Source organism: Kosakonia sp. N21 (assembly GCF_050587465.1).
GTDB lineage: Bacteria > Pseudomonadota > Gammaproteobacteria > Enterobacterales > Enterobacteriaceae.
Genome location: NZ_JBOBHR010000009.1, coordinates 137,011 through 163,445, shown reverse-complemented (window position 1 = coordinate 163,445; position 26,435 = coordinate 137,011). Strand labels below are relative to the sequence as shown.

The following is a 26,435-nucleotide window of genomic DNA, read 5'->3' as shown; positions in this document are numbered from 1 at the left end:
GCCAGCTAGTGCTGGCCCCTTATGCTTGCTTAGTCCCACCAAACGTCGAAAAGTTCGCTGATGCGCACCTCATCCAGTTTGCGGTCCTCAAGCCATTTACGCACAATGGCCTGGTGCTCTTCGGTGCACTTGCCCACTTCTTGCAGGCAAATCAGCCCGTCCCAGGCCAGGTAACCGCTGCCGTCAAACGCCAGCTTGTTCGGCTCAATCACTTCCTGAATAAAATCATCGACGGTTTTATCGATTTGCTCTTCACTGGTGCCTTCCGGGAAACGCCACGCGACGGAGAAACCCAGTTCCTGGAATTCGTCGATATGCATTTTTTTACGCAAGCGACGGCTGCGGTTTGTTGCCATTATTTCACCCTCTCGAACATTAAGTCCCATACGCCGTGACCAAGACGATGGCCACGCTGTTCAAATTTCGTCACCGGGCGCGACTCGGGGCGCGGCACGTAGTCACGGGTTTCCGACAGGTTTTTATACCCATCAATAGAAGACATGACCTCGAGCATATGTTGCGCATAGGCTTCCCAGTCGGTCGCCATATGAAACACGCCACCCAGCTTAAGCTTACTTTTCACCAGTTCAGCAAACGGTACCTGAACGATGCGGCGTTTATTATGGCGCGCTTTATGCCACGGGTCAGGGAAAAAGAGCTGCACCATATTTAAAGAATTGTCAGGGATCATTTTATGCAGCACTTCTACCGCGTCATGGCACATCACCCGCAGGTTTTCCACACCCTCTTCGTGGGCGGAGGAGAGACACGCGCCAACGCCTGGCGAGTGCACTTCAATCCCGAGGAAATTCTGCTCCGGGCGGATTTTCGCCATTTCGACCAGCGAAGCGCCCATGCCGAAACCGATCTCCAGCGTCACCGGCGCAGTGCGGCCAAACAGCGCGGTAAAATCCAGTGGCTGCTCAGTGAACTCAACGCCCATCACCGGCCAGTAGTTTTCCAGCGCGTGCTGCTGCCCTTTGGTCAGGCGGCCCTGGCGACGGACAAAGCTGCGAATTCGGCGCAGCGGGCGACCGTTTTCATCAAATTCCGGTGAAATGACGTCGTTATTCATAAAGTTTTCTGCTTGTGAGAGTGTTCAGGAAACGGGCATTATCCAAAGTTCATCGCACGATGCAAGCACCGGAAAGTTCCGGTTTACAGTCTGCTGCCGCTGTGCTGCAATCTTGGCCCCTGATAACGTGATTCTGGTGACCATGCAAGCGTCTCAATTTTCAGCCCAGGTTCTGGACTGGTACGACAAATACGGGCGAAAAACCCTGCCCTGGCAAATTGAAAAAACGCCTTACAAAGTATGGCTGTCGGAAGTGATGTTGCAACAAACACAGGTCGCAACCGTTATTCCCTATTTCCAGCGTTTTATGGCGCGTTTCCCCACGGTAACCGATCTGGCGAACGCGCCGCTCGATGAAGTTCTGCATCTGTGGACCGGCCTGGGTTACTACGCCCGCGCCCGCAATTTGCACAAAGCCGCTCAGCAGGTGGCTAACCAGCACGGCGGTTGTTTTCCGGAAACGTTTGATGAAGTCGCCGCTCTGCCGGGTGTCGGCCGCTCAACAGCGGGCGCGATTCTCTCTTTGTCGCTGGGTAAACACTTTCCTATTCTTGACGGTAACGTAAAACGCGTGCTGGCGCGCTGCTATGCCGTGGAGGGCTGGCCGGGCAAAAAGGACGTGGAAAAACGCCTGTGGGATTTGAGTGACCAGGTGACGCCAGCCCAGGGTGTAGAGCGTTTCAACCAGGCGATGATGGATCTCGGCGCAATGGTCTGTACACGCTCAAAACCGAAGTGCGAGCTCTGCCCGCTGCAAACCGGTTGCGAGGCGTATGCCGCCCATTCATGGGCGCAGTATCCGGGGAAAAAGCCGAAACAGACGCTTCCTGAACGTACCGGTTACTTCCTGTTGATGCAGCACGAAGGTGAGGTCTATCTTGAACAGCGCCCGCCAAGCGGTCTGTGGGGCGGTTTGTTCTGTTTTCCGCAGTTCAGTGACGAAGCGGCCCTGCGTGACTGGCTGGCGCAGAGAAGCATTCCCGCGGATAATCTCAGCCAGCGGATTGCTTTTCGCCATACGTTTAGCCATTTCCATCTGGATATTGTGCCTATGTGGCTTGAGGTGTCCTCGTTCTCGTCTTGCATGGATGAAGGCGCAGGTCTTTGGTATAACTTAGCGCAACCGCCGTCGGTCGGTCTGGCGGCCCCAGTGGAACGCCTGATACAGCAATTACGCGCGGGCGCTTTATAGCGCTGGCGCATGAAAGAGGATGACTTATGAGCAGAACCATTTTTTGTACCTTCCTGCAACGCGAAGCAGAAGGACAAGACTTCCAGCTCTATCCGGGCGATCTGGGTAAACGCATTTATAACGAAATCTCGAAAGAGGCCTGGAAGCAGTGGCAGCAGAAACAAACCATGCTGATCAACGAGAAAAAACTCAACATGATGAATGTGGAGCATCGCAAACTGCTGGAAGAGGAGATGGTGAATTTCCTCTTTGAAGGCAAAGATGTGCACATTGAAGGCTATACGCCGCCAGAAAAACAATAAGCTTCTGAACGCTCACCACGGCTGGCAATGTCGCTAAATCATGGGAAGACATTGCCCGCACGCGAGCGCCACTGGCGCGGTTAAACCAACACAACTGCATCCCGGAATGATGAAAAAATTTTTAGCGCTCGCCCTGATTGCGCCGTTGCTGATTTCGTGTTCCAGCTCAAAAAAAGCAGGCGAAGACTATAACGAAGCCTGGATCAAAGACACCAACGGTTTTGACATTTTGATGGGGCAGTTTGCCCATAATATTGAGAATTTATGGGGGTTTAACGAAGTCCTTATTGCAGGGCCGAAGGACTACGTTAAATACACCGATCAGTATCAGACACGAAGCCATATCAACTTCGACGCCGGGACGATCACCGTCGAAACCATTGCCGGTACCGAACCGGCGGCGCATCTGCGCCAGGCGATCATCAAAACCCTGCTGATGGGCGACGATCCTGGCTCCATCGACCTCTACTCCGACGTTGACGATATCCCCATCTCCAAAGAGCCGTTCCTGTATGGCCAGGTGCTGGATAACAACGGCGAAGCCATTCGCTGGCAGTGGCGCGCAGTGCGCTTTGCCGATTATCTGCTGCAAACCCGCATGAAAAGCCGCAGCAACGGCTTACGCGTGATCTACAGCGTCACCATCAATCTGGTGCCGAACCACCTCGATAAACGTGCGCACAAATACGTGGGCATGGTGCGCCAGGCGGCACGCAAATATGGTGTGGAAGAGTCGCTGATCCTGGCGATTATGCAAACCGAGTCCTCATTTAACCCGTATGCGGTCAGCCGCTCTGATGCGCTGGGACTGATGCAGGTGGTGCAGCACAGCGCCGGGAAAGATGTGTTCCGCGCGCAGGGGAAATCCGGCACGCCAGACAGAAGCTATCTGTTTGATCCGCAAAGCAACATTGATACCGGCACCGCCTACCTGGCAATGCTGAACAATGTTTATCTTTCCGGCATCACGAACCCGACATCGCGCCGTTATGCGGTGATCACCGCCTATAACGGCGGTGCAGGCAGCGTGTTGCGCGTCTTCTCCAGTGATAAAGTGCAGGCGGCGAATATCATTAACACCCTGACGCCGGGGGATGTTTACGAAACCCTGACCAGCCGCCATCCGTCCGCAGAATCCCGCCGATACCTGTATAAAGTGAATACGGCGCAAAAAACGTACCGCCGCAATTAACCCCCCTCACCTTATGCCTCTTTTACACATCACGCGGAAAGAGGCATAAGCGTTACCTTTGAGAGATGCAAACGGTTGCGTTAAATTGTGACATACGTCACCATATGGAATTGCAATCAGAGGAAGTTTGCATTTTTATGTCGGGCATAACAAATTCACCGCCCCGTCGATGATAGAATCCTGACACATAACAAAAGCAATTGTGCCCATTCCAACACCTAACCGTCTCCTTTGTGAGGAAATTAGCATGAATCTTAAGCTGCAGCTGAAAGTCATTATCTTTCTGCAGTTCTGCCTGTGGGGAAGCTGGCTGACTACACTTGGCTCTTATATGTTCGTTACCCTGAAATTTGAGGGTGCGGAAATCGGCGCCGTTTACAGCTCGCTGGGTATTGCCTCTCTGCTGATGCCAACGCTGCTCGGCATCATTGCGGATAAGTGGCTGAGTGCGAAATGGGTTTACGCCCTTTGCCACCTGGTCGGGGCAATCACGCTGTTTATTGCCGCAGGTGTGACGACGCCGGGGGCCATGTTCGCCATTATCCTGCTCAACTCGCTGGCCTATATGCCAACGCTGGGCCTGGTGAACACTATCTCCTACTTCCGTTTGCAATCCGCCGGTCACGACATCGTGACGGATTTCCCGCCAATTCGTATCTGGGGCACCATTGGCTTTATCCTGGCAATGTGGGCGGTGAGCTTCTCAGGTTTCGAACTGAGCCATATGCAGCTCTATATCGGCGCTGCGCTGTCGCTGCTGCTGAGCCTGATCTCCCTGACGTTGCCACATATGCCGGTGGCGAAAAGCAAAGAGAAACAGACCTGGGTGGAAATGCTCGGCCTGAATGCGTTTGCCCTGTTTAAAAACAAACGCATGGCGATTTTCTTTATCTTCTCGATGCTGCTGGGCGCCGAGTTGCAGATCACCAACATGTTTGGCAACACCTTCCTGCACAGCTTCGATGCCAACCCGCTGTTCGCTAACAGCTTTATCGTGACCCATGCATCGGTCATGATGTCGATTTCGCAGATTTCCGAAACCGCCTTCATCCTGGCTATTCCGTTCTTTATGAGCCGTTACGGCATTAAGAACGTCATGATGATCAGTATCTTCGCCTGGGTGCTGCGTTTTGGCCTGTTCGCCTTCGGCGACCCGACGCCGTTCGGCACCGTACTGCTGGTGCTGTCGATGATCGTTTACGGTTGTGCGTTCGACTTCTTCAACATCTCTGGCTCCGTATTTGTGGAGAAAGAAGTCAGCCCGGCAATCCGTGCCAGTGCGCAGGGTATGCTGCTGATGATGACCAACGGTTTCGGTTGCATCCTCGGCGGTATGGTGAGCGGTAAAGTGGTGGAGATTTACACCACCGCAGGCGTGACCGACTGGAAAACCGTCTGGTTGATTTTCGCCGGTTATTCGCTGGTACTGGCGTTCGCGTTCATCACGATGTTTAAGTACAAACACGTGCGCGAACCGGCAGGCGTCGCGCAAAAAGCGTAAGACAAAAAACCCGGCCTGAGCGCCGGGTTTTTTATTGGTCGGTTGCCGGACCTTATTCGCCCGGCGAAAACCGCTTAGGGGAGCGATGCCAGCACATACGCAACGGCCAGCAAGTCCGCGCTACCGCCGGGGCTTAAGCGCCTCGCCATCAACGCGTTATCCATTTCCTGCAGGGAATCGCTATTCCACGATGTCGCCAGCAATCCAGCCGCATAATCCTGCACATAACGCAGCCCTGCCATGCCACCACGCGATACCAGATTGCTGTCGGCGTTAGCGGCCATCAGGCGCAGTAGCGCGTTGTGCAAGCGACGCTCGCCTTGTTCCTGATGCCAGAACGGCAATACCGCGCGTCGCACGGTGATAAAACCCTGTTCAACTTCTCCGCGCGCCCCGGTCAGGCCGTAGGCATGAAACTGCTTCTCACCGGCGGTGGTCGCTTGCGGGCGCGCCATCAGCTCACGCGCCACCAGGCCACGGCAAATTTCACTGACCTGACGGCACAACGCATCGGCGCTGACCACCCGGTTTTGCCCCTGCAAGCGCCCGGCGGCAAAACATAACAACCCCAGCGAAAAGACGCCGCCTTTATGGGTATTCACCCCGTGAGTGGCGCTGAGCATGGCCTGTTCACAGGCGATACCCTGAGGCCGCAACAGACGCAACTGCTCACTGGCGGGTTTATGGGCATGCGCTTGCCCAGCCTGCATAAACGCAGAAAACCAGGGCGTGATAGCGGCAATGCTCTTCACAAACAGAGCATGGTCCATGTCCTGGTGCGAGCCGGTATTCGCTCTGTCCACCAGCCCCGGTTTCGGGGTTAAATCCAGTTCAATACGCAACGCCCGCGCCGCAAGCGTGGGCACATCGTCTTGTTGGGGGTTAGTCGCGAGCAAACCAGCCATCAATCAATCTCTCTACACGCCCGACCACATCCTCAACCGGATGGCGGCGGGAGCGTGCGCAACCGTGTGCAGGCTCGTCGCATACAAGGCAGCGGCGCGTGTTCAGATCCAGCGAATGTCGGCCAACTTGTCCGTTGACCGGGCAAAAAACATCAAAATCCCACAGTCTGCCGAGCGGATGCGTTTGCTCCATCTCCACGCAGTTGGCTTTGATTTCCACCGCCGGATGCTGCACGCACCACAGAGCTTCTGCACCGGTAGGCAGCCACAGCACCTGCCTGTCCAGCACCGTCCAGTGGTTTTGCCACAGCAACTGGTCGCAGGCTTGCAGCGCCACCCCCATGGTATTGCGATAGCGAATGCTGTCTTTCACGGCGCCGGGCGTCACCAGCGTCAGCGAAATAACAGGTTGTTGATAGTGAGCGAGCCAGTCAGCCTGACGCGCCGCGCGGCTATCTTTCGCCGCCAGCAGCGCTTCGAGGCTGACGCCCGCTCTCACGGGCGTCAGTGTGGTCATTGATTTTCCTCTTTAACCTGACGGACAACGTCAATCACGCTGCCGTCGCGGTAGCGGATCACCCCGACGATACGGTCGGTAAAGGCGATCGGTTTCGGTTCACCGGTCAGGGAGATGGCGCGTTGGTAGAGCGCGTCGATATCCACGATTTTCAGTCCAGCCGCCAGCAGGCGTTCGCGAATTTCCGGGCGCGCCGGGTTCACGGCAATCCCGTGGTCGGTCACCAGCACGTCGATACTTTCCCCTGGCGTCAACAGTGTCGTCACGCGTTTTACCACGGTCGGAATACGGCTACGCAGCAGAGGCGCAACCACAATGGTCAGGTTTGCCGCTGCAGCCACATCGCAGTGACCACCGGACGCGCCGCGCATCACACCATCAGAACCGGTGATCACGTTGACGTTAAAATCGACGTCAATTTCCAGCGCGCTGAGGATCACCACATCCAGTTGATCGCAGCTTGCCGCTTTACCGCCGGGGTTGGCGTAGACGTTAGTGGAAATTTCAACATGGTTCGGGTTACGACGCAGCGATGCCGCCGCTTCGCTGTCAAAGCACTGAGTATCCAGCAGTTTTTCGATCAACCCTTTTTCATGCAGATCCACCAGGCTACCGGTGATACCGCCAAGCGCAAAACGGGCTTTCACACCGTGGCGCTCCATTTTCTCTTCCATAAAGCGGGTCGCTGCGGTAGACGCCGCACCGGAACCCGTCTGCATGGAGAAGCCGTCTTTGAAATAGCCGGAGTGTTCAATCACGTCGGCGGCATAGCGGGCGATCATCAGTTCACGCGGGTTACTGGTCACACGCGCTGCACCCACGCTGATTTTGGCCGGATCGCCAACGCTCTCCACCTGGACGATCAGATCGACCTGATTCTGGCTGAGGCTTGCCGGCATATTCGGGAACGGCACCAGTTCTTCGGTCAGCAGCACCACTTTTTTGGCGAACTGTGCATCCACCATCGCGTAACCCAGCGAACCGCAGCAGGATTTACCCTGCGTACCATTGGCATTACCAAATTCGTCGCTGCACGGTACGCCCAGGAAAGCGACATCGATGTTCAGCTCACCGTCCTGCAACAATTTCACGCGACCGCCGTGAGAGTGGATTTGCACCGGCTCGTCCATCAGACCGTGGGAGATGGCATCTGCCAGCTTGCCGCGCATACCGGAGGTATAAATCCGGGTGATCACACCGCTCTGAATATGCTCGATCAGCGCATCGTTGCAGGTCATCAGTGAACTGGAGGCCAGTGTCAGGTTTTTAAAACCCAGACGCGCCAGCGTCGCCACCACGTTATTGATCACGCGGTCGCCTTCACGAAACGCATGATGGAAAGAGATCGTCATACCATCTTTCAGGCCGCTGCGGGCAATGGCATCTTCCAGCGTGGCGCAGAGTTTACGCGTATGTTTGCTGTTAACGTCCGCCAGCCAGGGTGTGGCGGCATGAGCGCTCTCAAAGGGTTTTAAATCACGCAGATGGGGGAAATTAACGTGAAGAAGCTCTGTTTGATTCATTGTTCTGTCCTTAATGACGCACGCCGGACGCAGCCGCACGTTCCAGCACCATCTGCGCGTGATTAATAATGGGGGCGTCGATCATTTTGCCGTTCAGCGAGACGACGCCAAGGCCGTTGCGTTCACCCTCTTCCGCCGCTTCGATAACCCGTTTCGCGTGGTCAACTTCCTGCTGGGTAGGCGCATAGGCGTTATGCAGCAGATCGATCTGACGCGGGTTAATCAACGACTTACCGTTAAAGCCCATTTTGCGGACCAGGTCGACTTCACGCAGGAAACCGGCTTCGTCATTCACGTCTGACCACACCACGTCAAAGGCATCAATGCCGGCGGCACGGGCAGCATGCAATACGGCGCAACGGGCGTAGAACAGCTCGGTGCCGTCGCCACGTTCGGTTTGCATATCCATCACATAGTCAAACGCTGCCAGCGCAATGCCGATCAAACGTTGAGAGCTACGGGCAATGGCCACGGCATTAATGACGCCGATAGCAGACTCAATCGCCGCCATCACGCGGGTGGAGCCCACTTCGCGACCGCACGCCAGCTCAATGCGTTCCAGATGGCGTTCCAGTTCGTAGATATCTTCCGGGGTGTCGGTTTTCGGTAAACGCACCACATCCACCCCGGCGCGGACGACAGCTTCCAGATCCGGCAAACCGAACGGCGTATTCAGTGGGTTAATGCGCACCACGGTTTCCATGTCCTGGTACATCGGGTGTTGCAGCGCATGAAATACCAGCAGACGCGCAGTATCTTTTTCACGCAGAGCGACGGCGTCTTCCAGATCGAACATGATCGAATCCGGGCGGTAGATAAACGCGGTGGAGAGCATGGCGGCGTTAGCGCCTGGCAGGAACAGCATGCTACGACGAAGTTTTTTCACAGCAGTTTCCCCCAGTCGATTTCCGTGCCTTCGGCGGCACGCAGGATGGCGCTTTGCAGACGGGCGCGAATTACACAATCCAGCGCGCCTTTATCTTCAATAATCACCAGCCCTTGATGGACGTCCATCGCGCGCAGTGTGGCATTCACCACCTGGCGGATTTGATCGCCAAACTGCTTGATCACTTCGCTGTGCACAACGACTTCCAGCTCGCCCGCAGTCGGGGCTATTTTCACCATCAGGTCGCTGGACTCCATGGTCCCGGCCAGCGCCTCCCTCACAATTTTCATAATGACATTCCTGATTTTTAAGCGACTTCCGCGCTGTAATGGGATTCGAGATGCGCGAAAGTGGTATCCGGTACGATTTCCCGAATGCGGGAAAACTGGTGTGTTTTGAGTAAACGGCGCACTTCCGAGGCGGAGATGGCATTGCCGGTGGCTTTAATGCGCGGGATTTCCACCACCTCCACGACGCCTGCCAGTAGCTGATGCATGGTCTGGTTGTACTGGCGGGTGATATCGCAAAACGGCTCGCTGCCGATAAAGCGGTGGGTAATACCCAGCGCCGGGGCGATATAGTTACGGAAGATAAGCAGATCGATTTCGCTCCACGCCTGCTGCACTTTGCCGGTCTCTTTCAGGAAGTAGGCCGGGAAGGTAGCGCGGGAAATGATGTACTGAGATCCTTCATGCACGGTGACGTTCGCCAGATGCGACACGCCTGCTTTCACCATTTTTAAGCGTGCGGCGAAGGGAAAGAACGAGGCGTCTTCACGCACCACAAACAGGTGCAGCCAGTCGCACGACTGCGCAGCCTGCTCGACCAGATGGCGATGCCCAAGGGTAAAAGGATTGGCGTTCATGACAATCGCGCCAATACGCTTTCCCGGCATGCGATCTGCCTGCAACGTACGGCAGTAGCGCTGAATACCTGACGGCGTGTTTTCCATCAGAATGGCGTTATTGCCGCTCTGCGCAACAGGCCAGAATCCGCTGTGCTGAAAGCGCTCCCGGTTACAGGGGCGGGTGCACAGAAACAGATGAAAGTGGCCGCGCGCCAGCGCCAGGTGTTCAACTTCTGCCAGGAGTTGCGCGCTGAGGTTCTCACCGCGCATCTCTTCATCTACTGCCACGCACTTGATGACGTTGTCGGCCAGGCCCGCACAACCCACCAGTCGGTTTCCCGACCAGGCTTCAACGAAAGTGGTGATATCGTGGTCCATACCTAAACCGCTGTCAGCGAGCAACGTGCGGATAGAGGCCAGCCGTTGAGTATTGCCGTTGACTTCCGCTACGCGGAAGTCGATGGGGGGTCGTGCTTGCATGGTGTTGCCTTCGTCCTTAGTGCGCCGCCGTCAGCGCATGCGCTGGCGCATCGATAATCACATTGCTGAGGTGACCGATATTCTCGATCTCCACTTCAATGCGATCGCCCGCTTTCATAAACAGCGGCGGGTTACGCTTTTTGCCGACGCCGCCCGGTGAACCGGTGATGATGACGTCGCCTGGCGTCAGGCTGGTGAAGGTACTGATGTACTCGATAAGCTCGGCCACCTTATGGATCATGCTGGCGGTGTTATCGTCCTGTACCATGCGGCCATTCAGCCAGGTACGGATAGCAAGCGCATGCGGATCCGGGATCTCATCGGCGGTGGTCATCCACGGACCGAATGCCCCCGTCTGCCGCCAGTTTTTGCCCGCGGTAAACCAGGTGTGCTGCCAGTCACGTGCGGAACCATCCATATAGCAGCTATAACCCGCCACATGGCTTAACGCCGTCTCGCGGGAAATATCTTCACCGCCTTTACCAATGATCACCGCCAGTTCGCCTTCGTAGTCGAATTCGCTGGAGTGGCGCGGTTTCAGCACCGGGGCGTTATGCCCGGTCTGCGAGTCAGCAAACCGGACAAACAGCGTCGGCGCCGGGTTGTGCTGATCAAATTCTTTGCGTTTTTCGGCGTAGTTCATGCCAACACAGAGAATTTTGCCGGGGTTATCGATCACGGGCAGAAAATCGAGATCATCGAAGCGGAGTTCCGGTGCTTCACCGGCAAACTGCTGTGCCTCGTTCAGCGCGTTGGCGGCGAGCAGCGATTTCAAATCACCGTAACGGTCGCCCAGGCGCTTGCCCAGATTGATGACGCCATCAGCCTTGACGATGCCGTAGCTACGGATCCCCTGATGGACAAAGCTTGCGAGTTTCATATCAGTTCCTGTAATGCTTAATCAAACGAGGAAATTGCCAAGGACCAGCAGTGATACCGACACGTTGATCGCGCCGCCAATACGGGTCGCAATCTGTGCAAACGGCATCAGGCTCATGCGGTTGCCCGCTGTCAGGATGGCAACATCCCCTGTACCGCCCTGGCCGCTCTGGCAGCAGGAAACGATGGCCACATCAATAGGATGCATGCCGATCTTTTTACCCACGAAGAAGCCAGTCGTAACCAGTGCAGAAACGGTACTCACGATCACCAGCAGGTTGTCGATGGTGAAAGCGTGAACCAGTTCTTCCCACGGCGTGATCGCCACGCCAACCGCGAAGAGAATCGGATAGGTGACCGAGGTCTGGAAGAATTTGTACACCACCTGAGAGCCTTCCAGCAGGCGCGGAGAAACGCCGTGCACCAGCTTGATCAAGACAGCAACAAACAGCATGCCGACCGGTGCAGGCAGGCCAATCAGTTTGTGGCCAAGCATGCCGATCATGTACAGCAGTACTGCCAGCAGTGCGCCAGCGGCAATAGTGGTCACATCGGTTTTGCCGGAGAATGCCGGTGCCGCCGGAGCCTGTTCGTCGCCGTTGCTGCGGTTAGGCATCAGTTGACCTTCACCGGTCAGGTGCGGGAAGCGTTTACCGAGCTGGTTCAGGCAACCGGAGATAATGATGGCGGTCAGGCCACCCAGCATCACCATCGGCAGTACGCGACCCAGTGCAACGCCCTGGTCCATATGCAGCAACGTGGCGTAACCAATAGAGAGCGGGATCGCCCCTTCACCCACACCACCGGCCATGATCGGCAGAATAATAAAGAAGAAGATCTGGAACGGCTCCATGCCGAGCATCAGGCCAACGCCCATGCCCACCAGCATGCCAACGATTTCACCGCACAGCATCGGGAAGAAAATACGCAGGAAACCCTGAATCAGGGTGGTGCGGTTCATGCTCATGATGCTGCCAACAATAATGCAGCAGATATAGAGATAGAGAATGTTGGTGGATTTGTAGAACTTGGTGGTGGATTCCACGACCACGTCCGGCAGCAGACCGTAATAGACCATCGCCGAAGGAATAAAGGTTGCGCAAATCGCCGCAGCGCCCAGCTTACCGATGATCGGCAAACGCTTACCGAATTCACCGCAGGCAAAGCCGAAGAACGCCAGTGTGGCGACCATCACGACGATATCGCTGGGAAGCTTGCCGCCCAGACAGTCAATCGCAATCAACGCACCTGCCAGCAGGAATAACGGCAGTGGAATAATCCCTACCTTCCAGGTATCCATAATGTGCCACCACTTATCTTTAAGTGATGTTTTTTGAATCGCCAGCGATTCAGAGGTAACAGAAAATGAATCGTCAGTTGTGCTCATAATTAAGCCCCTTGGTTATTTTGTGCGTACAGACTAAAGGGCTAAACACACACTTTATGTGAGGAGCTGCATAATAAAATTGGAGTTTTAATGGCGCCTATGGTTTTTATGGTTTCTTTTATTTTGTGTGATTTACGCCTTAATAATGCGCGTGGTTTTTATGGTTTTTATATATAGAAATACAACTTAATAACATTTTCCAAAAAGAATATTTAACAGGCCATTTTTCAGCGTCAGCGCTGGCTGTGCAAGGGATCACAAGTTTCCAGTAAACTGCGCACGGCAGCAAAAAAAGATGGTACATTGGCGCATTGTTGGCTGCTGTGCGTACCGTCATGAAAGTATCCTTTCAAATCAAACTTTTTATTTCGCTGGTGCTTTTCTTCTCCGGCCTTTTTGCCCTGCTGGGCGTTTATTATTACAAGGATGTCGGTCGTCAGCTATACCAGGAAATGAGCGCCAGAGCAAAAATACAAGCTGAAGAAATAGCGATTATTCCGAATTTGCGCAAGGCCGTTGCTGAAAAAGATATTCCGGCGATTACCCAATTTATGCATCAGGTTGTTTCCCACAGCGATGCCAGTTTTATTGTTATCGGCGATAATAAGGGCCTGCATTTATTTCACTCGGTCCATGCCAATGTTGTGGGTAAAACGCTGGTGGGCGGCGATAACGAAGAAGTGCTGCGTGGATTAAGCACCACCACGATCCGCAAAGGGGGCTTAGGTATTTCCCTGCGCAGTAAAGCGCCGATATTCGACGATAACGGGCAGGTCGTGGGGATTGTTTCCGTAGGGTATCTGACCAGCTATCTGGATACCATTACGCTTGGCAAAGTGATCAATATTTTTATTGCCGCCGTGTTGCTGCTCGTCGCGCTATTTATCTTTTCCTGGTTTTTCACCCGTGGGATTAAAAAACAGATCTTCTCGCTGGAGCCGCGGGAAATTGGCCTGTTAGTGCGCCAGCAAAAAGCAATGATGGAGTCCATTTATGAAGGGGTGATCGCTGTCGACAGCGAATTGCGCATTGAGGTGGTAAACCAGGCTGCGCGCAAACTGCTGGGCCTGAGTCAACCCACCCGTGCCCTGCGCGGGCAAGCCATTGGCGAGGTGATCGCACCGGTGCCCTTTTTCACCCGCGCGGTGATGCTGGAACACGACACCCACGATGAGATCTGCCGTTTTAACGCCTTAACGGTGATCGCCAGCCGGGTGCGCATTATGCTGGAGGATAAATTACAGGGCTGGGTGATCACCTTCCGCGATCGCAATGAGATAGACAGCCTCAGCGCGCAACTCAGCCAGGTTAAACGCTACGTTGATAACCTGCGCATTATGCGCCACGAGCAATTAAACCGCATGACCACGCTCTCCGGCCTGCTGCATATGGAGCGTTACGACGAAGCGGTGCGTTATATTCAGGCGCAGTCTGAGCACGCGCAGGAATTGCTGGACTTTATCTCGTCGCGTTTTAGCTCGCCGACCTTATGCGGGCTGCTGTTGGGCAAAGCGGCGCGCGCCCGGGAAAAAGGCGTCGAACTGGCGTTTGATCCGCTGTGCAGGATGGATCGCGCCTGTCTCGCACTGGGGGAAGCAGAACTGATCTCGATCATCGGCAATCTGCTGGATAACGCCATTGAGGCAACGCAACGCGCAACGCTGCCTCACGAACCGGTGGAAGTGTTGATCCTGCTGAATGAGCGGGAGCTGATTATTGAAGTGGCGGATCGCGGTATCGGCATCGACCCGATTATCCGCGAGCACATTTTTGAACGCGGGATGACCACCAAGCGCAGTGGCGATCATGGTATTGGCCTCTATTTGATCGCCAGTTATGTGACACAGGTAGGCGGATCGATCGACGTTTCTGATAACGATCCTCGCGGTGCGATTTTTTCTTTGTTTATTCCTGAAACGGGCAACGTACAGCGTCCCGTACCGACCCTGGAAGATCAGAATTATGCGACATGAACTGATAGACGTGCTGATAGTAGAAGATGAAAACGCGCTTGCGCAGCTTCATGCTGAACTGATCAGCAAACATCCGCGTTTACGCCTGGTGGGCATTGCCTCATCCCTTGCCGAAGCGAAGGTGTTGCTGAACAGTACGCAGCCGCAACTGGTTTTACTCGACAATTACCTGCCGGACGGTAAAGGCATTACGCTTATCAGCGATCCGCTGATTACCCGCGCCAACTGTTCGGTGATTTTTATCACTGCCGCCAGCGACATGGACACCTGTAGCCTGGCCATCCGCAATGGTGCTTTTGACTATATCCTCAAACCGGTGTCCTGGAAGCGATTAAGCCAGTCGCTGGAGCGTTTTGTGCAATTCGCCGAACAGCAGCGGGTATGGAAAATCGTCGACCAGCAGAATGTCGACTCACTCTATCAGTTACAGGCCAAGAATTACCGTCAGGATAACGGCAGTAAAGGCATTGAGGAGAATACGCTGGCGCTGGTGCAAAAGCTGTTTGCCGACGAGGCTGAACGCTGCTTTTCCGTTGATGAAGTGGTCAGCGAAACGGGGCTGAGTAAAACCACCACCCGCCGCTACCTGGAACACTGTGTGGAGGCGGGTTTTCTGGTGGTCGAGATGCAGTACGGCAAGATTGGGCACCCGCGGCGTATGTACCGGCGGGTAGCCGCGTGATGTTTGCCCCTCGGAAACAGCGCGATCCTCATCTCCCTCTCCCCTCAGAGGAGAGGATGAAAAACGGTGCCATACTCATCTCCCTCTCCCTCAGAGGAGAGGATGAAAAACGGCGCCATACTCATCTCCCTCTCCCTCAGAGGAGAGGATGAAAAACGGCGCCATACTCATCTCCCTCTCCCCTCAGAGGAGAGGATGAAAAACGGCGCCATACTCATCTCCCTCTCCCCTCAGAGGAGAGGATGAAAAACGGCGCCATGCTCATCTCCCTCTCCCCTCAGAGGAGAGGATGAAAAACGGCGCCATGCTCATCTCCCTCTCCCCTCTGGGGAGAGGATGAAAAACGGCGCCATGCTCATCTCCCTCTCCCCTCTGGGGAGAGGGTTGGGGTGAGGGGAAAAACTACTTCAGCACATACCCGTACAAACGCTTGATCCCGTCCGCATCCGTTTCGGAATAAACGCCCTGCAATTCCGGTGAGAAGCCCGGCAGCAGGTTTACGCCCTCTTCCAGCGCAAGGAAATAACGCTGCACCGCGCCGCCCCAGACTTCCCCCGGCACCACACACAGCACCCCTGGCGGGTACGGGAGCGCGCCTTCAGCGGCAATACGCCCTTCCGCTTCGCTGATACGCACCAGTTCCACATTGCCGCGAATAAACTCGCTGTTGGCATCCTGCGGGTTCATCACCACTGCGGGCAGGCTCTCTTTGCGGAACATCGCTTTTTGCAGATCTTTCACCCCGAAGCTGACATATAAATTATGCATCTCCTGGCACAGTTCACGCAGCGTGTAATCGCGGTAGCGCACCGGGTATTTGTTGAAGATGGTCGGCAGCACATCCGCCAGCGGCGTGTCGTCTTCAATATGCTGTTCAAACTGGCCGAGCATCGCCACCAGTTGCGCCATCTTCTCTTCGCTTTCCGCGGGCGTCAGCAGGAACAAGATCGAATTGAGATCGCACTTCTCCGGCACAATGCCGTTCTCGCGCAGGAAGTGCGCCAGAATGGTCGCCGGAATACCGAACTCCGTGTACTCACCGGTTTCAGCATCAATACCCGGCGTGGTCAGCAGCAGCTTGCAGGGATCGACAAAGTACTGCTCCCGCGCATAGCCCTCAAACCCGTGCCATTTATCGCCCGGTTCAAAACTGAAGAAACGGCGCTCGCGGGCAATGTTCGCCGTAGGATGATCCTGCCACGGTCGCCCGGCGATTTCCGGCGGCACAAACGGTCTGATCATTTTGCAGTTGGCGATGATCGCTTTGCGGGCTTCGATCCCCAGCGCCACGCACTCCGCCCACAGGCGGCGACCGCTCTCGCCCTGGTGGATTTTGGCGTTCACGTCCAGCGCCGCAAACAGCGGGTAAAACGGGCTGGTGGAGGCATGCAGCATAAAGGCGTTGTTGAGCCGCTTATGCGGGCAAAAACGCGCCTGACCGCGCAAGTGGTTATCTTTTTTATGGATCTGCGAGGTTTGCGAGAACCCCGCCTGCTGTTTGTGCACCGACTGGGTGACAAAGATCCCCGGATCATTTTCATTGAGATCCAGCAGCAGCGGCGAGCAATCCGCCATCATCGGAATAAACTGCTCGTAGCCCACCCATGCTGAGTCAAACAGGATGTAATCACACAGGCTGCCGATTTTGTCGATCACCTGGCGGGCGTTGTAAATGGTGCCATCGTATGTGCCGAGCTGGATCACCGCCAGGCGGAACGGGCGCGGCTGGTTAGCTTTTTCCGGGGCGACCTCGCGGATCGCATCGCGCAGGTATTTTTCATCAAAGCAGCGATCGTCGATGCCGCCGATAAAACCAAACGGATTACGCGCGGCTTCGAGGTAGATCGGCGTCGCACCGGCCTGGATCAACGCGCCGTGATGGTTGGATTTGTGGTTATTGCGGTCGAATAACACCAGGTCACCGCGCGTCAGCAACGCGTTAGTCACCACTTTGTTGGCGGCGGAGGTGCCGTTAAGCACAAAATAGGTTTTGTCGGCATTGAACACTTTGGCGGCAAATTTTTGCGCATGCTTGGCGGATCCTTCATGGATCAACAAATCGCCCAATTTGACATCCGCGTTGCACATGTCGGCGCGAAAGACGTTTTCACCAAAGAAATCATAGAACTGTCGCCCGGCCGGGTGCTTTTTAAAAAACGCGCCGTGCTGATGTCCGGGGCAGGCAAAGGTGCTGTTATCCATCTCAACGTACTGGCGCAGCGTATCGAAAAAGGGTGGCAACAGATTGTCTTCGTAATCGCAGGCGGCGGTTTCCAGCTCCAGCCAGTCCTGCGCTTTGCCGCCGATCACTGCCGTTACACCATCCGGCATCTCAACAGGTTCGTTAGCAAACAAGAACACCGGCAGATGAAAGCCAGTCCGTTTCAGCAACGCCAGAATGCCGCTATGACTCTCCGCGACCGTAATGACGACTGCCGCCACATCCGTAAAATCGGTACTGTCCAGCGTCACGGCTTCGCGGTGAGTGGAAAGCAGGGACACCAGCTCACGGCTGACGGCAATTTTCATTGATTTCATAAGCACGAATACCCGTTTCAGGGGAGTAAAAGACCCCGGGCAAAGCGGTGGCTTCACCCAACGAACGTGTCTGACTGGAACCAGCTCCGACCGCCAGACATCAGTAAAAGCAGACAGCTTCTGATCTTACTGTTGTCCTACAGTGAGCGTACGATACCCTCACCGCATGGTGAGAGAAGTATGGGACAAAACGATACGGGCGCCCATTCGCATGCTGGCGTAAAGCGTGTGACAAACAGTGTTAATGTACGTCATCAGGCGGCCCCGTGAAGGTAGAGGAAAATTCGCGCAATCATGGCATCTTTCCCCTGGTGGCGCAACCAACGGGGCGGCTCAACCGCATAAAAATGCTATTCTGTGCGTTATCTTATTCAGTTTTATGAACATCAGGGAGAGAGTGTGTGTTAACGGGTCCCTTTATTAATGCTGCTGCCGTTTTAATCGGTGGCAGCCTCGGTGCGCTGCTCAGCCACCGCCTGCCGGAGCGCGTACGCTCCTCCATGCCATCGATATTCGGCCTCGCATCATTGGGGATCGGTGTCTTGCTGGTGATCAAGTGCGTCAACCTCCCGGTGATGGTGCTTGCCACGCTGGTCGGCACACTGATTGGCGAGCTGTGCTACGTTGAGCGCGGGATCAGCGGCGGCGTCAACGCCCTGCGTAACCTGGTGCAAAAGCGCAAAAGCGGCGAAGCCAATAGCGCCCATGAATCGTTTATCCAGAGTCTGGTGGCCATCATTATTCTGTTCTGCGCCAGCGGTACCGGGATTTTTGGTGCAATGCGTGAAGGGATGACCGGCGATCCGAGCATTCTTATCGCCAAGGCGTTTCTGGATTTCTTTACTGCGGTTATCTTCGCCACCTCGCTCGGGTTTGCTGTGGCGATTATTTGCGTACCGATGCTGATTATTCAGCTTACGCTCGCCACCTGCGCGACCCTGATCCTGCCGCTGACAACGCCCGCGATGATGGGGGATTTCACCGCCGTGGGCGGGATTTTGCTGCTGGCAACCGGGCTGCGCATTTGCGGAATTAAGATGTTTGCTGTGGCGAATATGCTGCCTGCACTGGTAATCGCCATGCCGATTTCTGCCCTGTGGACGGCGTTTTTTGCCTGACCTGACGTGCGTTTTCAACAAAGTGGTGATAGATTGTGCAGTCTGCAACGATTTAAAGAAATTTCGTTGACGGAGCGCGGTGAATCAGGTTTAATGCGCCCCGTTGCCCGGATAGCTCAGTCGGTAGAGCAGGGGATTGAAAATCCCCGTGTCCTTGGTTCGATTCCGAGTCCGGGCACCACTTATTCAGAGAACCCAGCCTATGGCTGGGTTTTTGCTTTCTGAGTCAACAACTTGTTGGTTTACCAGTAGTTACCGCCCTTATCTCTCCTCCGGCCCCGCTTCCCGGTGGTACAAAATGGGCATTATGATAAACGCCGGGACAGGTACTTTCGACGAGCAAAACTAAGGTCATACGGCATCTAGTTGCTAAAGTTACAAAAAAGTTACATCAAAACCTGAGGGATTAGGCTTTTTAAGGATTTATACGTTGTAACTTTTCAAACTCACCTCAACACACCCTTATAGGGAACAATCTGGTTTTATTAACTTTTACTACTCAAATTCATATTACTCATAGCATCCTACAGATAATTATCCTTAAGATATCAACACAACACGCATTAACCAAAAGTGCAAAGTTCCCGTCTTATCAATACGGAGCTCTGAGCGACAGCTTAATGATTTTGTCCCCTCCCCTCCCCAAAAGTTCTTTTCACGTCAGAAGCAACTAGAGGCTCTGTCAGCTTCTCCCGATCATTCAAGATGCATCCCCACTGAACGCAGCTCACAGGCCCATACAGATCGTCTGGCAAGCATTCATAACGACAATCACCGATGCACTAAACTGAACATTTCTCACCCTGCCAGATTTGGCTTTAGTCACCTTTTGGGTATTATGCCTACGATATCAATATGATTCATGAGGGATTATGACCAGAGCACTGGTAAGGTTTGGAGACAAGACCACAAGCGGTGGGGAGGTGATTTCAGCTTCCTCGACGATTATTGAAGGCCGGAATATTGCCCTGAATGGCGATATGGCATGGTGCCCGAAAGAAACCTGCAACGGGCCATTTCAGATCAATGGCACAGCGTATTACTTTGCAGAAGACAAACCCTGCGTTGCCACTGGTGATCGGGTGCTTTGTAACTGCGAAAACAATCAGGTACTGGGCAGTACGACACTTTGGGTGGAAGACAGTCCCGGCGATCCTTTTGAGGAACACCGTAACCGGGCAGCGGAATGGCCCATTACCAAAATGGCTGCTGCCGCCGCTATCGCTGTAACTCCTGTATTCGCAAAGTCTGTCCTCCGTGGGGCGGGTAATATCGATGCCGGGGCAACGGAAGAGCCGCAGGCCAACATTGCGGAGATGAGCTTTTATCAGTCACTACCCACTCAGCCAGACCCTGAGCCAGAACAACACGCACAGGCCGCGAAGAAGAAAACTGCACCGCCACCAGAGCCACCGAAGAAATCACTGTTCGATAAAGTCACAGGCTTTTTCTTTGGTGAAGCGGAAGCAATGCCCCTCCCCCCGCCGCCAGTCATGGCTGGGACCGCCGAAGCCGGGATGGCTGCCTCTGCCGGAGGAGCAACCGCTAAAGCCAGTCAGGACGCCGCTACAGCATTAACCCACACCATGAAACGCCTCTCCGGTCCCGAAGTCTGGAGCGGTCGGCTGGCGATGAATCTGCCGTTCGTGGTCATGGGTGCAATCATTCAGTCACAGCTAAAGGGCGAGAAGAGTGATCTACTCACCCCAGAGAAGCTGGCTGAAGTAGCTCAGAGCAAGGGAGCCGTTCCGACCCGCGTTCGTTATAACTGGGTGACGGACGAGGAAAGCGGGCGATTGAAAGCCGTTGGCTATCACACAAGTGCCGCCAGCGGTCGCGATCAGGTCCGCGTCCGAATGCTCGAGAAGCAAACTGATGGCAGCTATGAATTCTGGGGGGACGAACGAAGCGACAAACCGCTAATCACGTGGTCGCCAGCAAATACTCCGGGTTCACAGGCTGGCTGGAACACCGGGAACCAAAGCCCACAGGCCGGAACCATTACGATACCGGGGCTTGAGCATCCTGACATTCAGGGTGTGACCATCACCACAACGCCACCATCGGAAGAGAAAGACTTCCGGGACTACATTCTGGTGTTTCCGGGTAACGCCCATCCGCCGATTTACATCTACCTCAGCAAACCTCCGGTAGAATTGCTGGAAGTCGATTTATACAGCAATTTCACAGGTAGACCACGAAATGGTACTCATGCTGATCACATGCCATCAGCAGCAGCAGTACGAGCCTACTTACGGCGTGAGTTCCCAGACGCAAAACCGGCCGAAATTGACCGTATGGCGAAAGACGTTGCTTCTATCATCATTCCTGCTGATATCCACCAAAAACTCAGCGCCACCTATGGTCGCAGAAATAACCCGACGCAAATACAGCAAGACTCCAGAGATTTGCGAGCAGCAGTAGAACGTGACATTGAGACTATACGCTCAGCGCTGAAGGAACGTGGCGTGACAGATAGTCAAATCGATGAAGCCAAGGCTAAGATGCATCAATTAAATCAGGAACAGGGATTATACCAATGACCGTTAATGTCGAAGCATTGATTCGCTGCTTAGGTAAGACGTATCAGGAAATTTTTGATGCAGGATTGATTCCCTACAAGACCAAACCGACAGGTTACCCGGGAGATCCTGACCTCACGTTAAGCATGATGAATGAAGGGCTTTACTTAGCCTTTAAGCGAGAAGGTACAACGCTTTTTTCCATTGAGCTTTTTTTGCAAAATGAGAAGAAAGCGAACTATAAATTTCCGAATGAACTGCCATCCCCCCTACAACCTGAGATGGTGCGATCCTGGGTTCATACACAATTTGGTCCTCCTGACAGGTTCTTGCCTCCCCGGAAGCGGTTACGCCAAGAGATTGGCTACACTGATTTGTTTACAGTGATGGATTTCCATATCCCTATTAGCATGCAAGTGGATTACGACTTACAAGAACGGGTCAAAGAGGTTGCATTCATAGCAACATCAGAAATCCGCTGGTAACAACCACAACGGCTCCTTTCGGGGCCGTTTCCAACATCTCCAGCCCTACTCGGTACAAGAAACGTGCAGATCAACACCGGAGATTGAATCATGCACGATGAAATCATTAATCAGGCCCGCGAAATCCTCACTCAACGGCTGTACCGCACCGACTCTCTGACTTCACCACGCGGCACCAAAGCTATCTGGCTCTCAAGCCTGGCGAGCGGGAGCAGGAAATGTTCAGCGTTATCTTCCTCAACAACCAAAATCACGTAATCAAGTATCAATAGATGTTCTTCGGCAGCACCTCGACAGTTGGCGTTCATCCTCGTGAGATTGCCCGTCAGGCCCTCAAACTGAACGCCGCAGCCGTCATATGCTCCCACAACCACCCATCCGGTAAAGCTGAACCTTCACAGCAAGATAAAGCTATCACACTGAAAATAAAGAACGTTATGGAACTCATCGACGTTCGGCTGGTGGATCACATCGTTGTCGGTGGTGGTCAGTTTTAGTTGACCACTACAAATGTTGAAATGTTGTTCTTCTTCAATCCCATACATATAGTAAGGAGGCCCATTGATGATGGGTATGGCTACGGAGATTCCTGGTCATCTTCTAATGGAGATAATAAACATGGCAACATGTCAAAAACCCCACCGTAATGATCCTTACTTTTCTCAGTTCCCTAAGGATCAGGGGGATTTCAGCCGCCATAAATGTGCTGGTTGTGCATACGAGTTGGGATATCAAGCTGGCTACATTAAGCAGACAGTTCTGGATATGAAGGGGGCTATTGATTCCATTCAAGAAAGCCAGGCAAGTGAAGTTCGTCACATTAGCCCGCTAGCTGCATATGCCCAAGGATATGTGAATGGTCTTATGCATTACTATCGTGAGCACCCGGAAAAAAGTAGCTAATTACGTTGGTAGTAGTACAAAAGAGTGGTACGTTCGGAATCGAAGCGTAAAGGTAACTTACTGTTATTCGGTGATTTCATTGTCGTGTCAATGAATCCCTGGTTCGATTATTCGCCGCAAGCGGCTCACCCCTTCGGGGTCAGCGCGGCAAGCGCGCTGTTCAATGCCTGCGGCGTTAGTCTGGGTCCGGGCACCACTATTTAAAGAACCCGCCCAAAAGGCGGGTTTTTGCTTTTCTGTTCCCGGACGCTCCATTGAACGCTGTTCGGTTATTCGCCTGATGTGGATTGCCCCGCGTTTCCCCTACTCTACCGCCCCCACCACGCCACGATTCGCCCCTATCCCGTGCGCCTGCAGTTTCCTCACCACCGTGGGTTGCGCCACGCCAAGGCGATCGGCAATGGCATAGGTCGTTTTATGCTGCGCCTGCGCCAGCCGCAACACATCGCTCTCGACCTGCGCCAGCATGGTTTTCAGCGTCGCGCCTGCCCGTAACTGCGCACGGCACCAGCCGAGTAAGGCGTCTTCGGCTGGCATACTGACGGGCGGTTGCGCCTCCGGAACAGGCTCAACATCGTTTTGCCTCAACCAGCTATTAATGGTCGCCATATCGACGTAATTATCGTCCTGGCAGACGTACATATACTCAAGAAAATTGCGTAATTCCCGAACGTTACCGGGCCAGTCATAGGCGGCAAGCCGGGCGACGCCCGCATCGTCAAAACGGATAATGCGCCGGTAGTGTTTGTCGAATTGCCGGGAATAAAAGTCCAGCAGCAGCGGAATATCATCACGGCGCTGACGCAGTGGCGGTGTCTGCATCGGGATCAGATTAAGGCGGTAATAGAGATCTTTGCGGAACGTCCCCTTGCGGATCTGCCCTTGCAGATCGGCGTTGGTGGCGGCGATTATCCGCACGTCCAGTTGCAGAGTTCCCATCCCGCCCACGCGCTGCACCACTTTATCCTGCAGCACGCGCAACAGTTTCGATTGCGCTTCCCATGGCATGTCGCCAATTTCATCAAGAAACAGCGTGCCGCCGTTCGCCTGTTCAAACACGCCGGGTTTACCCCGCGCCAGCGCCCCGGTAAAGGCCCCTTTTTCATAACCGAACAGCTCACTCTCCAGCAAATTGGCGGGAATAGCGGCGCAATTGATTTTTACGAATGGTTTATCGCGGCGTGGGCTTAACTGTTGCAACAGGGTGGCGACCACATCTTTACCCGTGCCGGACTCACCGGTGATCAGCACTGAGGCGTCAATCGGCGCCACTTTCATGATCAGTCGTTTTAACGTCGTCATCGCTTCACTGGCGCCAATCAGCGGCACCGGCGGCATCGAAGCCGCAAGCGGCGCACTCCCGATAACCGGCGGTCGGACAAAAGAAGAGAGGGGGCGCAACGGGTAATCAAAATGGCGATTCAGGCGTTGAAAAAAGGAGTCGACGTACATAATGGACACAACGTTTTTCACGCTGCGCTTGGCATCATAAATTGGGCGGCCAGAGACAAAGGCGCTTTTGTCGGGCAGAAGATGATGACTCAATACTTCAATGGCCTCCCGCTGTTCATGCAATACGCGCATGGTGATCGCCTGGTTGAAATATTTCCCCTCCTGGATAATGTCACCCACGCTCCGGCCAATCAGTTTATCCCGGTCAACAATAGGATTTTCGGCAAGGTAAGCGAGATTGACATAACGCGTCACACCGTTGGCATCCGTAACGTAGATAGGGCATTCGAGGTGGTCGAGAATTTCTTTGTAATTGATGTCATTTGCGTTGTCGTCCAGCGTTAAGTTCATCCTTTTCCCCCTCGCGTTGCCCGCCATAAACCAGAACGGTATGACTGATAGCTCACTGTATCGTTGATAGCGCCATCAGAAATGTTAAGTGCTGCATGAAATAACCACATAAACCTCACCGTTAAACAAACCGTCATGACCGACTGATGCAAAAGCGCATCACCGGATTCGCACGTTGTCCTTCCCGACGCCGAGACATCCGAAAAACAAAACCAACATATTGATTTTATTGTTTTTATTTTCTTTATGCATAAACGGCATAGGGATTGCTTATACCGCTAAAACAGAGGAAGGCCACGCCAGGCAGGAGGAAAGCATGACAGATACACCGCGGTCGCTGATTGGGCGCATATCCGTGATGACAGCGCTCACTTTTCTGATCCAGTCCAGCGACACGTCCCTGCTCTATTTGTCCTTACCCACTATCGCGCAGTCGTTGCACGCGCCGCTTCGCGCAATGGATGGTGTGGCGTTGAGTTACCTCGCTGCCGTGGTGCTGGCGACACCGTTCACGCCCTGGCTGATGACGCGCTATGGCGAACGCGTGGTCTATCAGGGCGCATTATGCCTTTTTATGCTGGCAGCGCTCGGGTGCGCACGCGCGAACAGTCTGCCTGAACTGTGCCTGTGGCGTCTGGTGCAGGGCAGCGGCGGCGCACTGATGCTGGCCGCCGCGCGCGTGCTACTGCTTAAAACCGTACCCGACGATCAGCAAGCGCGTCAGCTCAACCGCGTTACCGCCATCGGCCTGTTGGGAACCTTGCTCGGGCCTGCCCTTGGCGGGATTAGCCTGGCCTTCATGCCCTGGCGCGGACTGTTTTTATTGCCGCTGCCGCTGTGCCTGCTGTGTCTGCCACTCAGCCGGGCCTTCATCACCCCCACCGTCACCTGCACGCAGCGCTTCGATACCGGCGGCTATCTGCTGGCCGCGCCCGTGCTGCTGCTCTGTCTTGGCGTTAGCACGCCGGTGGGACGCAGCCTGCTGTCGCCGCTCGGTCTGGCACCCGTGGGGGTGCTGATGGCAGGACTGATCGCCATTTTGGCATGGCGACGGGTGAAGCAACCGGATAGCGGGCTGTTTGACGCCTCCCTGTTGGCGCGTCCCGACTTTCGCATCAGCTTGGCGGGTCAGGCGCTGGTACGGATCTGCCTTTCGTCAACGCCGCTGCTGTTGTCGATGCAGCTACAGACGCCGCAACACCATGCGGCTTCCGCCACCGCGGCGTCACTGGCCCTGCTGAGCTTCGCCTCAGGCGCGTTGAGCGTGCGCCTGTTTCTCAACCAGGCGCTGGAGCGGCTCGGTTATCGGCGCTTGCTTACCCACGGCTGTTTGCTGGGTGCGCTGTTGCTGGCGGTCATGTCGGCGTCCGGCATTGACCAGCCATCCTGGTCAGTAACGGGCCTCGCCTTTGGCCTGGGGCTGACCAGTTCGGCAATTTACTGCTGTTTGAACACACTGGCGTTTTCCGCACTCAACGATGACAGCTACGGCGCAGGCAACAGTCTGCTCACGCTGGTGCAACTGCTCTCAATGATGCTCGGCATCGCCATCAGTTTTGCTTTTCTCACCCACTGCGTCTCCTGGCCGGAACAGGCCGTGGAGCGTTTTGGCGCGCTGTTCCGGCTGATGGGCTGCGGCCTGCTGGTGAGCGCCGCGTTGTTCAGTCGGTTGGGAAAAGCGCAAGGGATCCGCCGTCAGGCCGCTGGCCGACGGTGAGTAATAGG

Annotated in this window: 25 protein-coding genes and 1 tRNA gene; 13 read left to right on the top strand and 13 right to left on the bottom strand. The window is 54.6% G+C overall.

What is annotated here, in order from left to right; genetic code table 11:
- Nucleotides 1–29: 29 nt before the first annotated feature.
- Together ACQ3G7_RS20310 and trmB are read right to left on the bottom strand one after the other, a co-directional pair.
- Entirely contained in the window at nucleotides 30–356 is a 327-nt protein-coding gene (locus ACQ3G7_RS20310; RefSeq protein WP_061493203.1) for a YggL family protein, read from the bottom strand.
- A complete protein-coding gene (gene trmB, locus ACQ3G7_RS20305; RefSeq protein ID WP_430891625.1) occupies nucleotides 356–1,075 on the bottom strand; it encodes a tRNA (guanosine(46)-N7)-methyltransferase TrmB in 720 nt (239 codons plus the stop codon). Before trmB ends, ACQ3G7_RS20310 begins: the two co-directional genes overlap by 1 nt.
- 142 nt (nucleotides 1,076–1,217) lie before the next feature.
- On the opposite strand from trmB, the gene mutY reads away from it, so the two are divergent.
- The 4 genes from mutY to ACQ3G7_RS20285 all read left to right on the top strand — a co-directional run bounded on the left by mutY (nucleotide 1,218) and on the right by ACQ3G7_RS20285 (nucleotide 5,262).
- Nucleotides 1,218–2,267: an A/G-specific adenine glycosylase gene (gene mutY, locus ACQ3G7_RS20300; RefSeq protein WP_430891623.1), complete on the top strand. Its 1,050-nt coding sequence runs from the start codon at nucleotides 1,218–1,220 to the stop codon at nucleotides 2,265–2,267.
- A gap of 26 nt (nucleotides 2,268–2,293) precedes the next feature.
- Nucleotides 2,294–2,569: an oxidative damage protection protein gene (locus ACQ3G7_RS20295; protein WP_263099359.1), complete on the top strand. Its 276-nt coding sequence runs from the start codon at nucleotides 2,294–2,296 to the stop codon at nucleotides 2,567–2,569.
- Nucleotides 2,570–2,678: 109 nt separating this feature from the next.
- Nucleotides 2,679–3,761 (top strand): membrane-bound lytic murein transglycosylase MltC, encoded by a 1,083-nt coding sequence (mltC, locus tag ACQ3G7_RS20290; RefSeq protein WP_263100828.1) that lies wholly within the window; start codon nucleotides 2,679–2,681, stop codon nucleotides 3,759–3,761.
- A 247-nt stretch (nucleotides 3,762–4,008) separates the two neighbouring features.
- Nucleotides 4,009–5,262 (top strand): nucleoside permease, encoded by a 1,254-nt coding sequence (locus ACQ3G7_RS20285; RefSeq protein ID WP_263099358.1) that lies wholly within the window; start codon nucleotides 4,009–4,011, stop codon nucleotides 5,260–5,262.
- A gap of 74 nt (nucleotides 5,263–5,336) precedes the next feature.
- On the opposite strand, the gene citG is transcribed toward ACQ3G7_RS20285, so the two are convergent.
- The 9 genes from citG to ACQ3G7_RS20240 all read right to left on the bottom strand — a co-directional run bounded on the left by citG (nucleotide 5,337) and on the right by ACQ3G7_RS20240 (nucleotide 13,023).
- Nucleotides 5,337–6,167, bottom strand: coding sequence for a triphosphoribosyl-dephospho-CoA synthase CitG (gene citG, locus ACQ3G7_RS20280; protein WP_430891620.1), 831 nt, complete (start codon nucleotides 6,165–6,167; stop codon nucleotides 5,337–5,339).
- Nucleotides 6,145–6,684: a citrate lyase holo-[acyl-carrier protein] synthase gene (gene citX, locus ACQ3G7_RS20275; protein ID WP_430891618.1), complete on the bottom strand. Its 540-nt coding sequence runs from the start codon at nucleotides 6,682–6,684 to the stop codon at nucleotides 6,145–6,147. Before citX ends, citG begins: the two co-directional genes overlap by 23 nt.
- Nucleotides 6,681–8,207 carry a citrate lyase subunit alpha gene (citF, locus tag ACQ3G7_RS20270; protein WP_263099355.1) on the bottom strand — a complete coding sequence of 509 codons (1,527 nt, stop codon included), beginning with the start codon at nucleotides 8,205–8,207 and terminating at the stop codon, nucleotides 6,681–6,683. Before citF ends, citX begins: the two co-directional genes overlap by 4 nt.
- A gap of 10 nt (nucleotides 8,208–8,217) precedes the next feature.
- A complete protein-coding gene (gene citE, locus ACQ3G7_RS20265) occupies nucleotides 8,218–9,093 on the bottom strand; it encodes a citrate (pro-3S)-lyase subunit beta (protein ID WP_263099354.1) in 876 nt (291 codons plus the stop codon).
- A complete protein-coding gene (gene citD / locus ACQ3G7_RS20260) occupies nucleotides 9,090–9,383 on the bottom strand; it encodes a citrate lyase acyl carrier protein (RefSeq protein ID WP_061493193.1) in 294 nt (97 codons plus the stop codon). Before citD ends, citE begins: the two co-directional genes overlap by 4 nt.
- Before the next feature lie 17 nt (nucleotides 9,384–9,400).
- A complete protein-coding gene (gene citC / locus ACQ3G7_RS20255) occupies nucleotides 9,401–10,420 on the bottom strand; it encodes a [citrate (pro-3S)-lyase] ligase (RefSeq protein WP_430891615.1) in 1,020 nt (339 codons plus the stop codon).
- Between the two features lie 16 nt (nucleotides 10,421–10,436).
- Complete coding sequence (locus ACQ3G7_RS20250) at nucleotides 10,437–11,300, bottom strand: fumarylacetoacetate hydrolase family protein (protein WP_263099352.1); 864 nt, start codon at nucleotides 11,298–11,300, stop codon at nucleotides 10,437–10,439.
- A 21-nt stretch (nucleotides 11,301–11,321) separates the two neighbouring features.
- Complete coding sequence (locus tag ACQ3G7_RS20245; RefSeq protein ID WP_061493190.1) at nucleotides 11,322–12,686, bottom strand: 2-hydroxycarboxylate transporter family protein; 1,365 nt, start codon at nucleotides 12,684–12,686, stop codon at nucleotides 11,322–11,324.
- 139 nt (nucleotides 12,687–12,825) lie between these two features.
- On the bottom strand, nucleotides 12,826–13,023 hold the full coding sequence (locus ACQ3G7_RS20240; protein WP_430891613.1) for a hypothetical protein: 198 nt from the start codon (nucleotides 13,021–13,023) through the stop codon (nucleotides 12,826–12,828).
- Between ACQ3G7_RS20240 and ACQ3G7_RS20235 the strand changes: the two genes are divergently transcribed.
- Both ACQ3G7_RS20235 and ACQ3G7_RS20230 read left to right on the top strand, forming a co-directional pair.
- Nucleotides 13,022–14,659, top strand: coding sequence for an ATP-binding protein (locus ACQ3G7_RS20235; RefSeq protein WP_263099349.1), 1,638 nt, complete (start codon nucleotides 13,022–13,024; stop codon nucleotides 14,657–14,659). The genes ACQ3G7_RS20240 and ACQ3G7_RS20235 overlap by 2 nt on opposite strands.
- Entirely contained in the window at nucleotides 14,649–15,341 is a 693-nt protein-coding gene (locus tag ACQ3G7_RS20230; RefSeq protein WP_263099348.1) for a response regulator, read from the top strand. Before ACQ3G7_RS20235 ends, ACQ3G7_RS20230 begins: the two co-directional genes overlap by 11 nt.
- Nucleotides 15,342–15,743: 402 nt before the next feature.
- Here ACQ3G7_RS20230 and ACQ3G7_RS20225 read toward each other — a convergent pair whose 3' ends face one another.
- Complete coding sequence (locus ACQ3G7_RS20225) at nucleotides 15,744–17,879, bottom strand: ornithine decarboxylase (RefSeq protein ID WP_430891610.1); 2,136 nt, start codon at nucleotides 17,877–17,879, stop codon at nucleotides 15,744–15,746.
- Between the two features lie 401 nt (nucleotides 17,880–18,280).
- Here ACQ3G7_RS20225 and ACQ3G7_RS20220 point away from each other — a divergent pair, with 401 nt between their 5' ends.
- The 6 genes from ACQ3G7_RS20220 (at nucleotide 18,281) to ACQ3G7_RS20195 (ending at nucleotide 22,907) form a co-directional block, all read left to right on the top strand.
- On the top strand, nucleotides 18,281–18,997 hold the full coding sequence (locus tag ACQ3G7_RS20220) for a DUF554 domain-containing protein (protein ID WP_263099346.1): 717 nt from the start codon (nucleotides 18,281–18,283) through the stop codon (nucleotides 18,995–18,997).
- Nucleotides 18,998–19,102: 105 nt separating this feature from the next.
- Nucleotides 19,103–19,178 (top strand) — tRNA-Phe (locus ACQ3G7_RS20215).
- Between the two features lie 691 nt (nucleotides 19,179–19,869).
- Nucleotides 19,870–21,540: an S-type pyocin domain-containing protein gene (locus ACQ3G7_RS20210; RefSeq protein WP_430891608.1), complete on the top strand. Its 1,671-nt coding sequence runs from the start codon at nucleotides 19,870–19,872 to the stop codon at nucleotides 21,538–21,540.
- The gene (locus ACQ3G7_RS20205) at nucleotides 21,537–22,004 is read left to right on the top strand and encodes a DUF6392 family protein (protein WP_430891606.1); all 468 of its coding nucleotides are present in this window, start codon (nucleotides 21,537–21,539) and stop codon (nucleotides 22,002–22,004) included. Before ACQ3G7_RS20210 ends, ACQ3G7_RS20205 begins: the two co-directional genes overlap by 4 nt.
- 272 nt (nucleotides 22,005–22,276) lie before the next feature.
- Complete coding sequence (locus tag ACQ3G7_RS20200; RefSeq protein WP_430891604.1) at nucleotides 22,277–22,501, top strand: JAB domain-containing protein; 225 nt, start codon at nucleotides 22,277–22,279, stop codon at nucleotides 22,499–22,501.
- 67 nt (nucleotides 22,502–22,568) lie between these two features.
- Nucleotides 22,569–22,907, top strand: coding sequence for a hypothetical protein (locus ACQ3G7_RS20195; RefSeq protein ID WP_430891602.1), 339 nt, complete (start codon nucleotides 22,569–22,571; stop codon nucleotides 22,905–22,907).
- A gap of 303 nt (nucleotides 22,908–23,210) precedes the next feature.
- On the opposite strand, the gene ACQ3G7_RS20190 is transcribed toward ACQ3G7_RS20195, so the two are convergent.
- On the bottom strand, nucleotides 23,211–24,710 hold the full coding sequence (locus ACQ3G7_RS20190; protein WP_430891600.1) for a sigma-54 interaction domain-containing protein: 1,500 nt from the start codon (nucleotides 24,708–24,710) through the stop codon (nucleotides 23,211–23,213).
- A gap of 316 nt (nucleotides 24,711–25,026) precedes the next feature.
- Between ACQ3G7_RS20190 and ACQ3G7_RS20185 the strand changes: the two genes are divergently transcribed.
- Nucleotides 25,027–26,427, top strand: coding sequence for an MFS transporter (locus ACQ3G7_RS20185; RefSeq protein ID WP_430891598.1), 1,401 nt, complete (start codon nucleotides 25,027–25,029; stop codon nucleotides 26,425–26,427).
- Nucleotides 26,428–26,435: the final 8 nt, after the last annotated feature.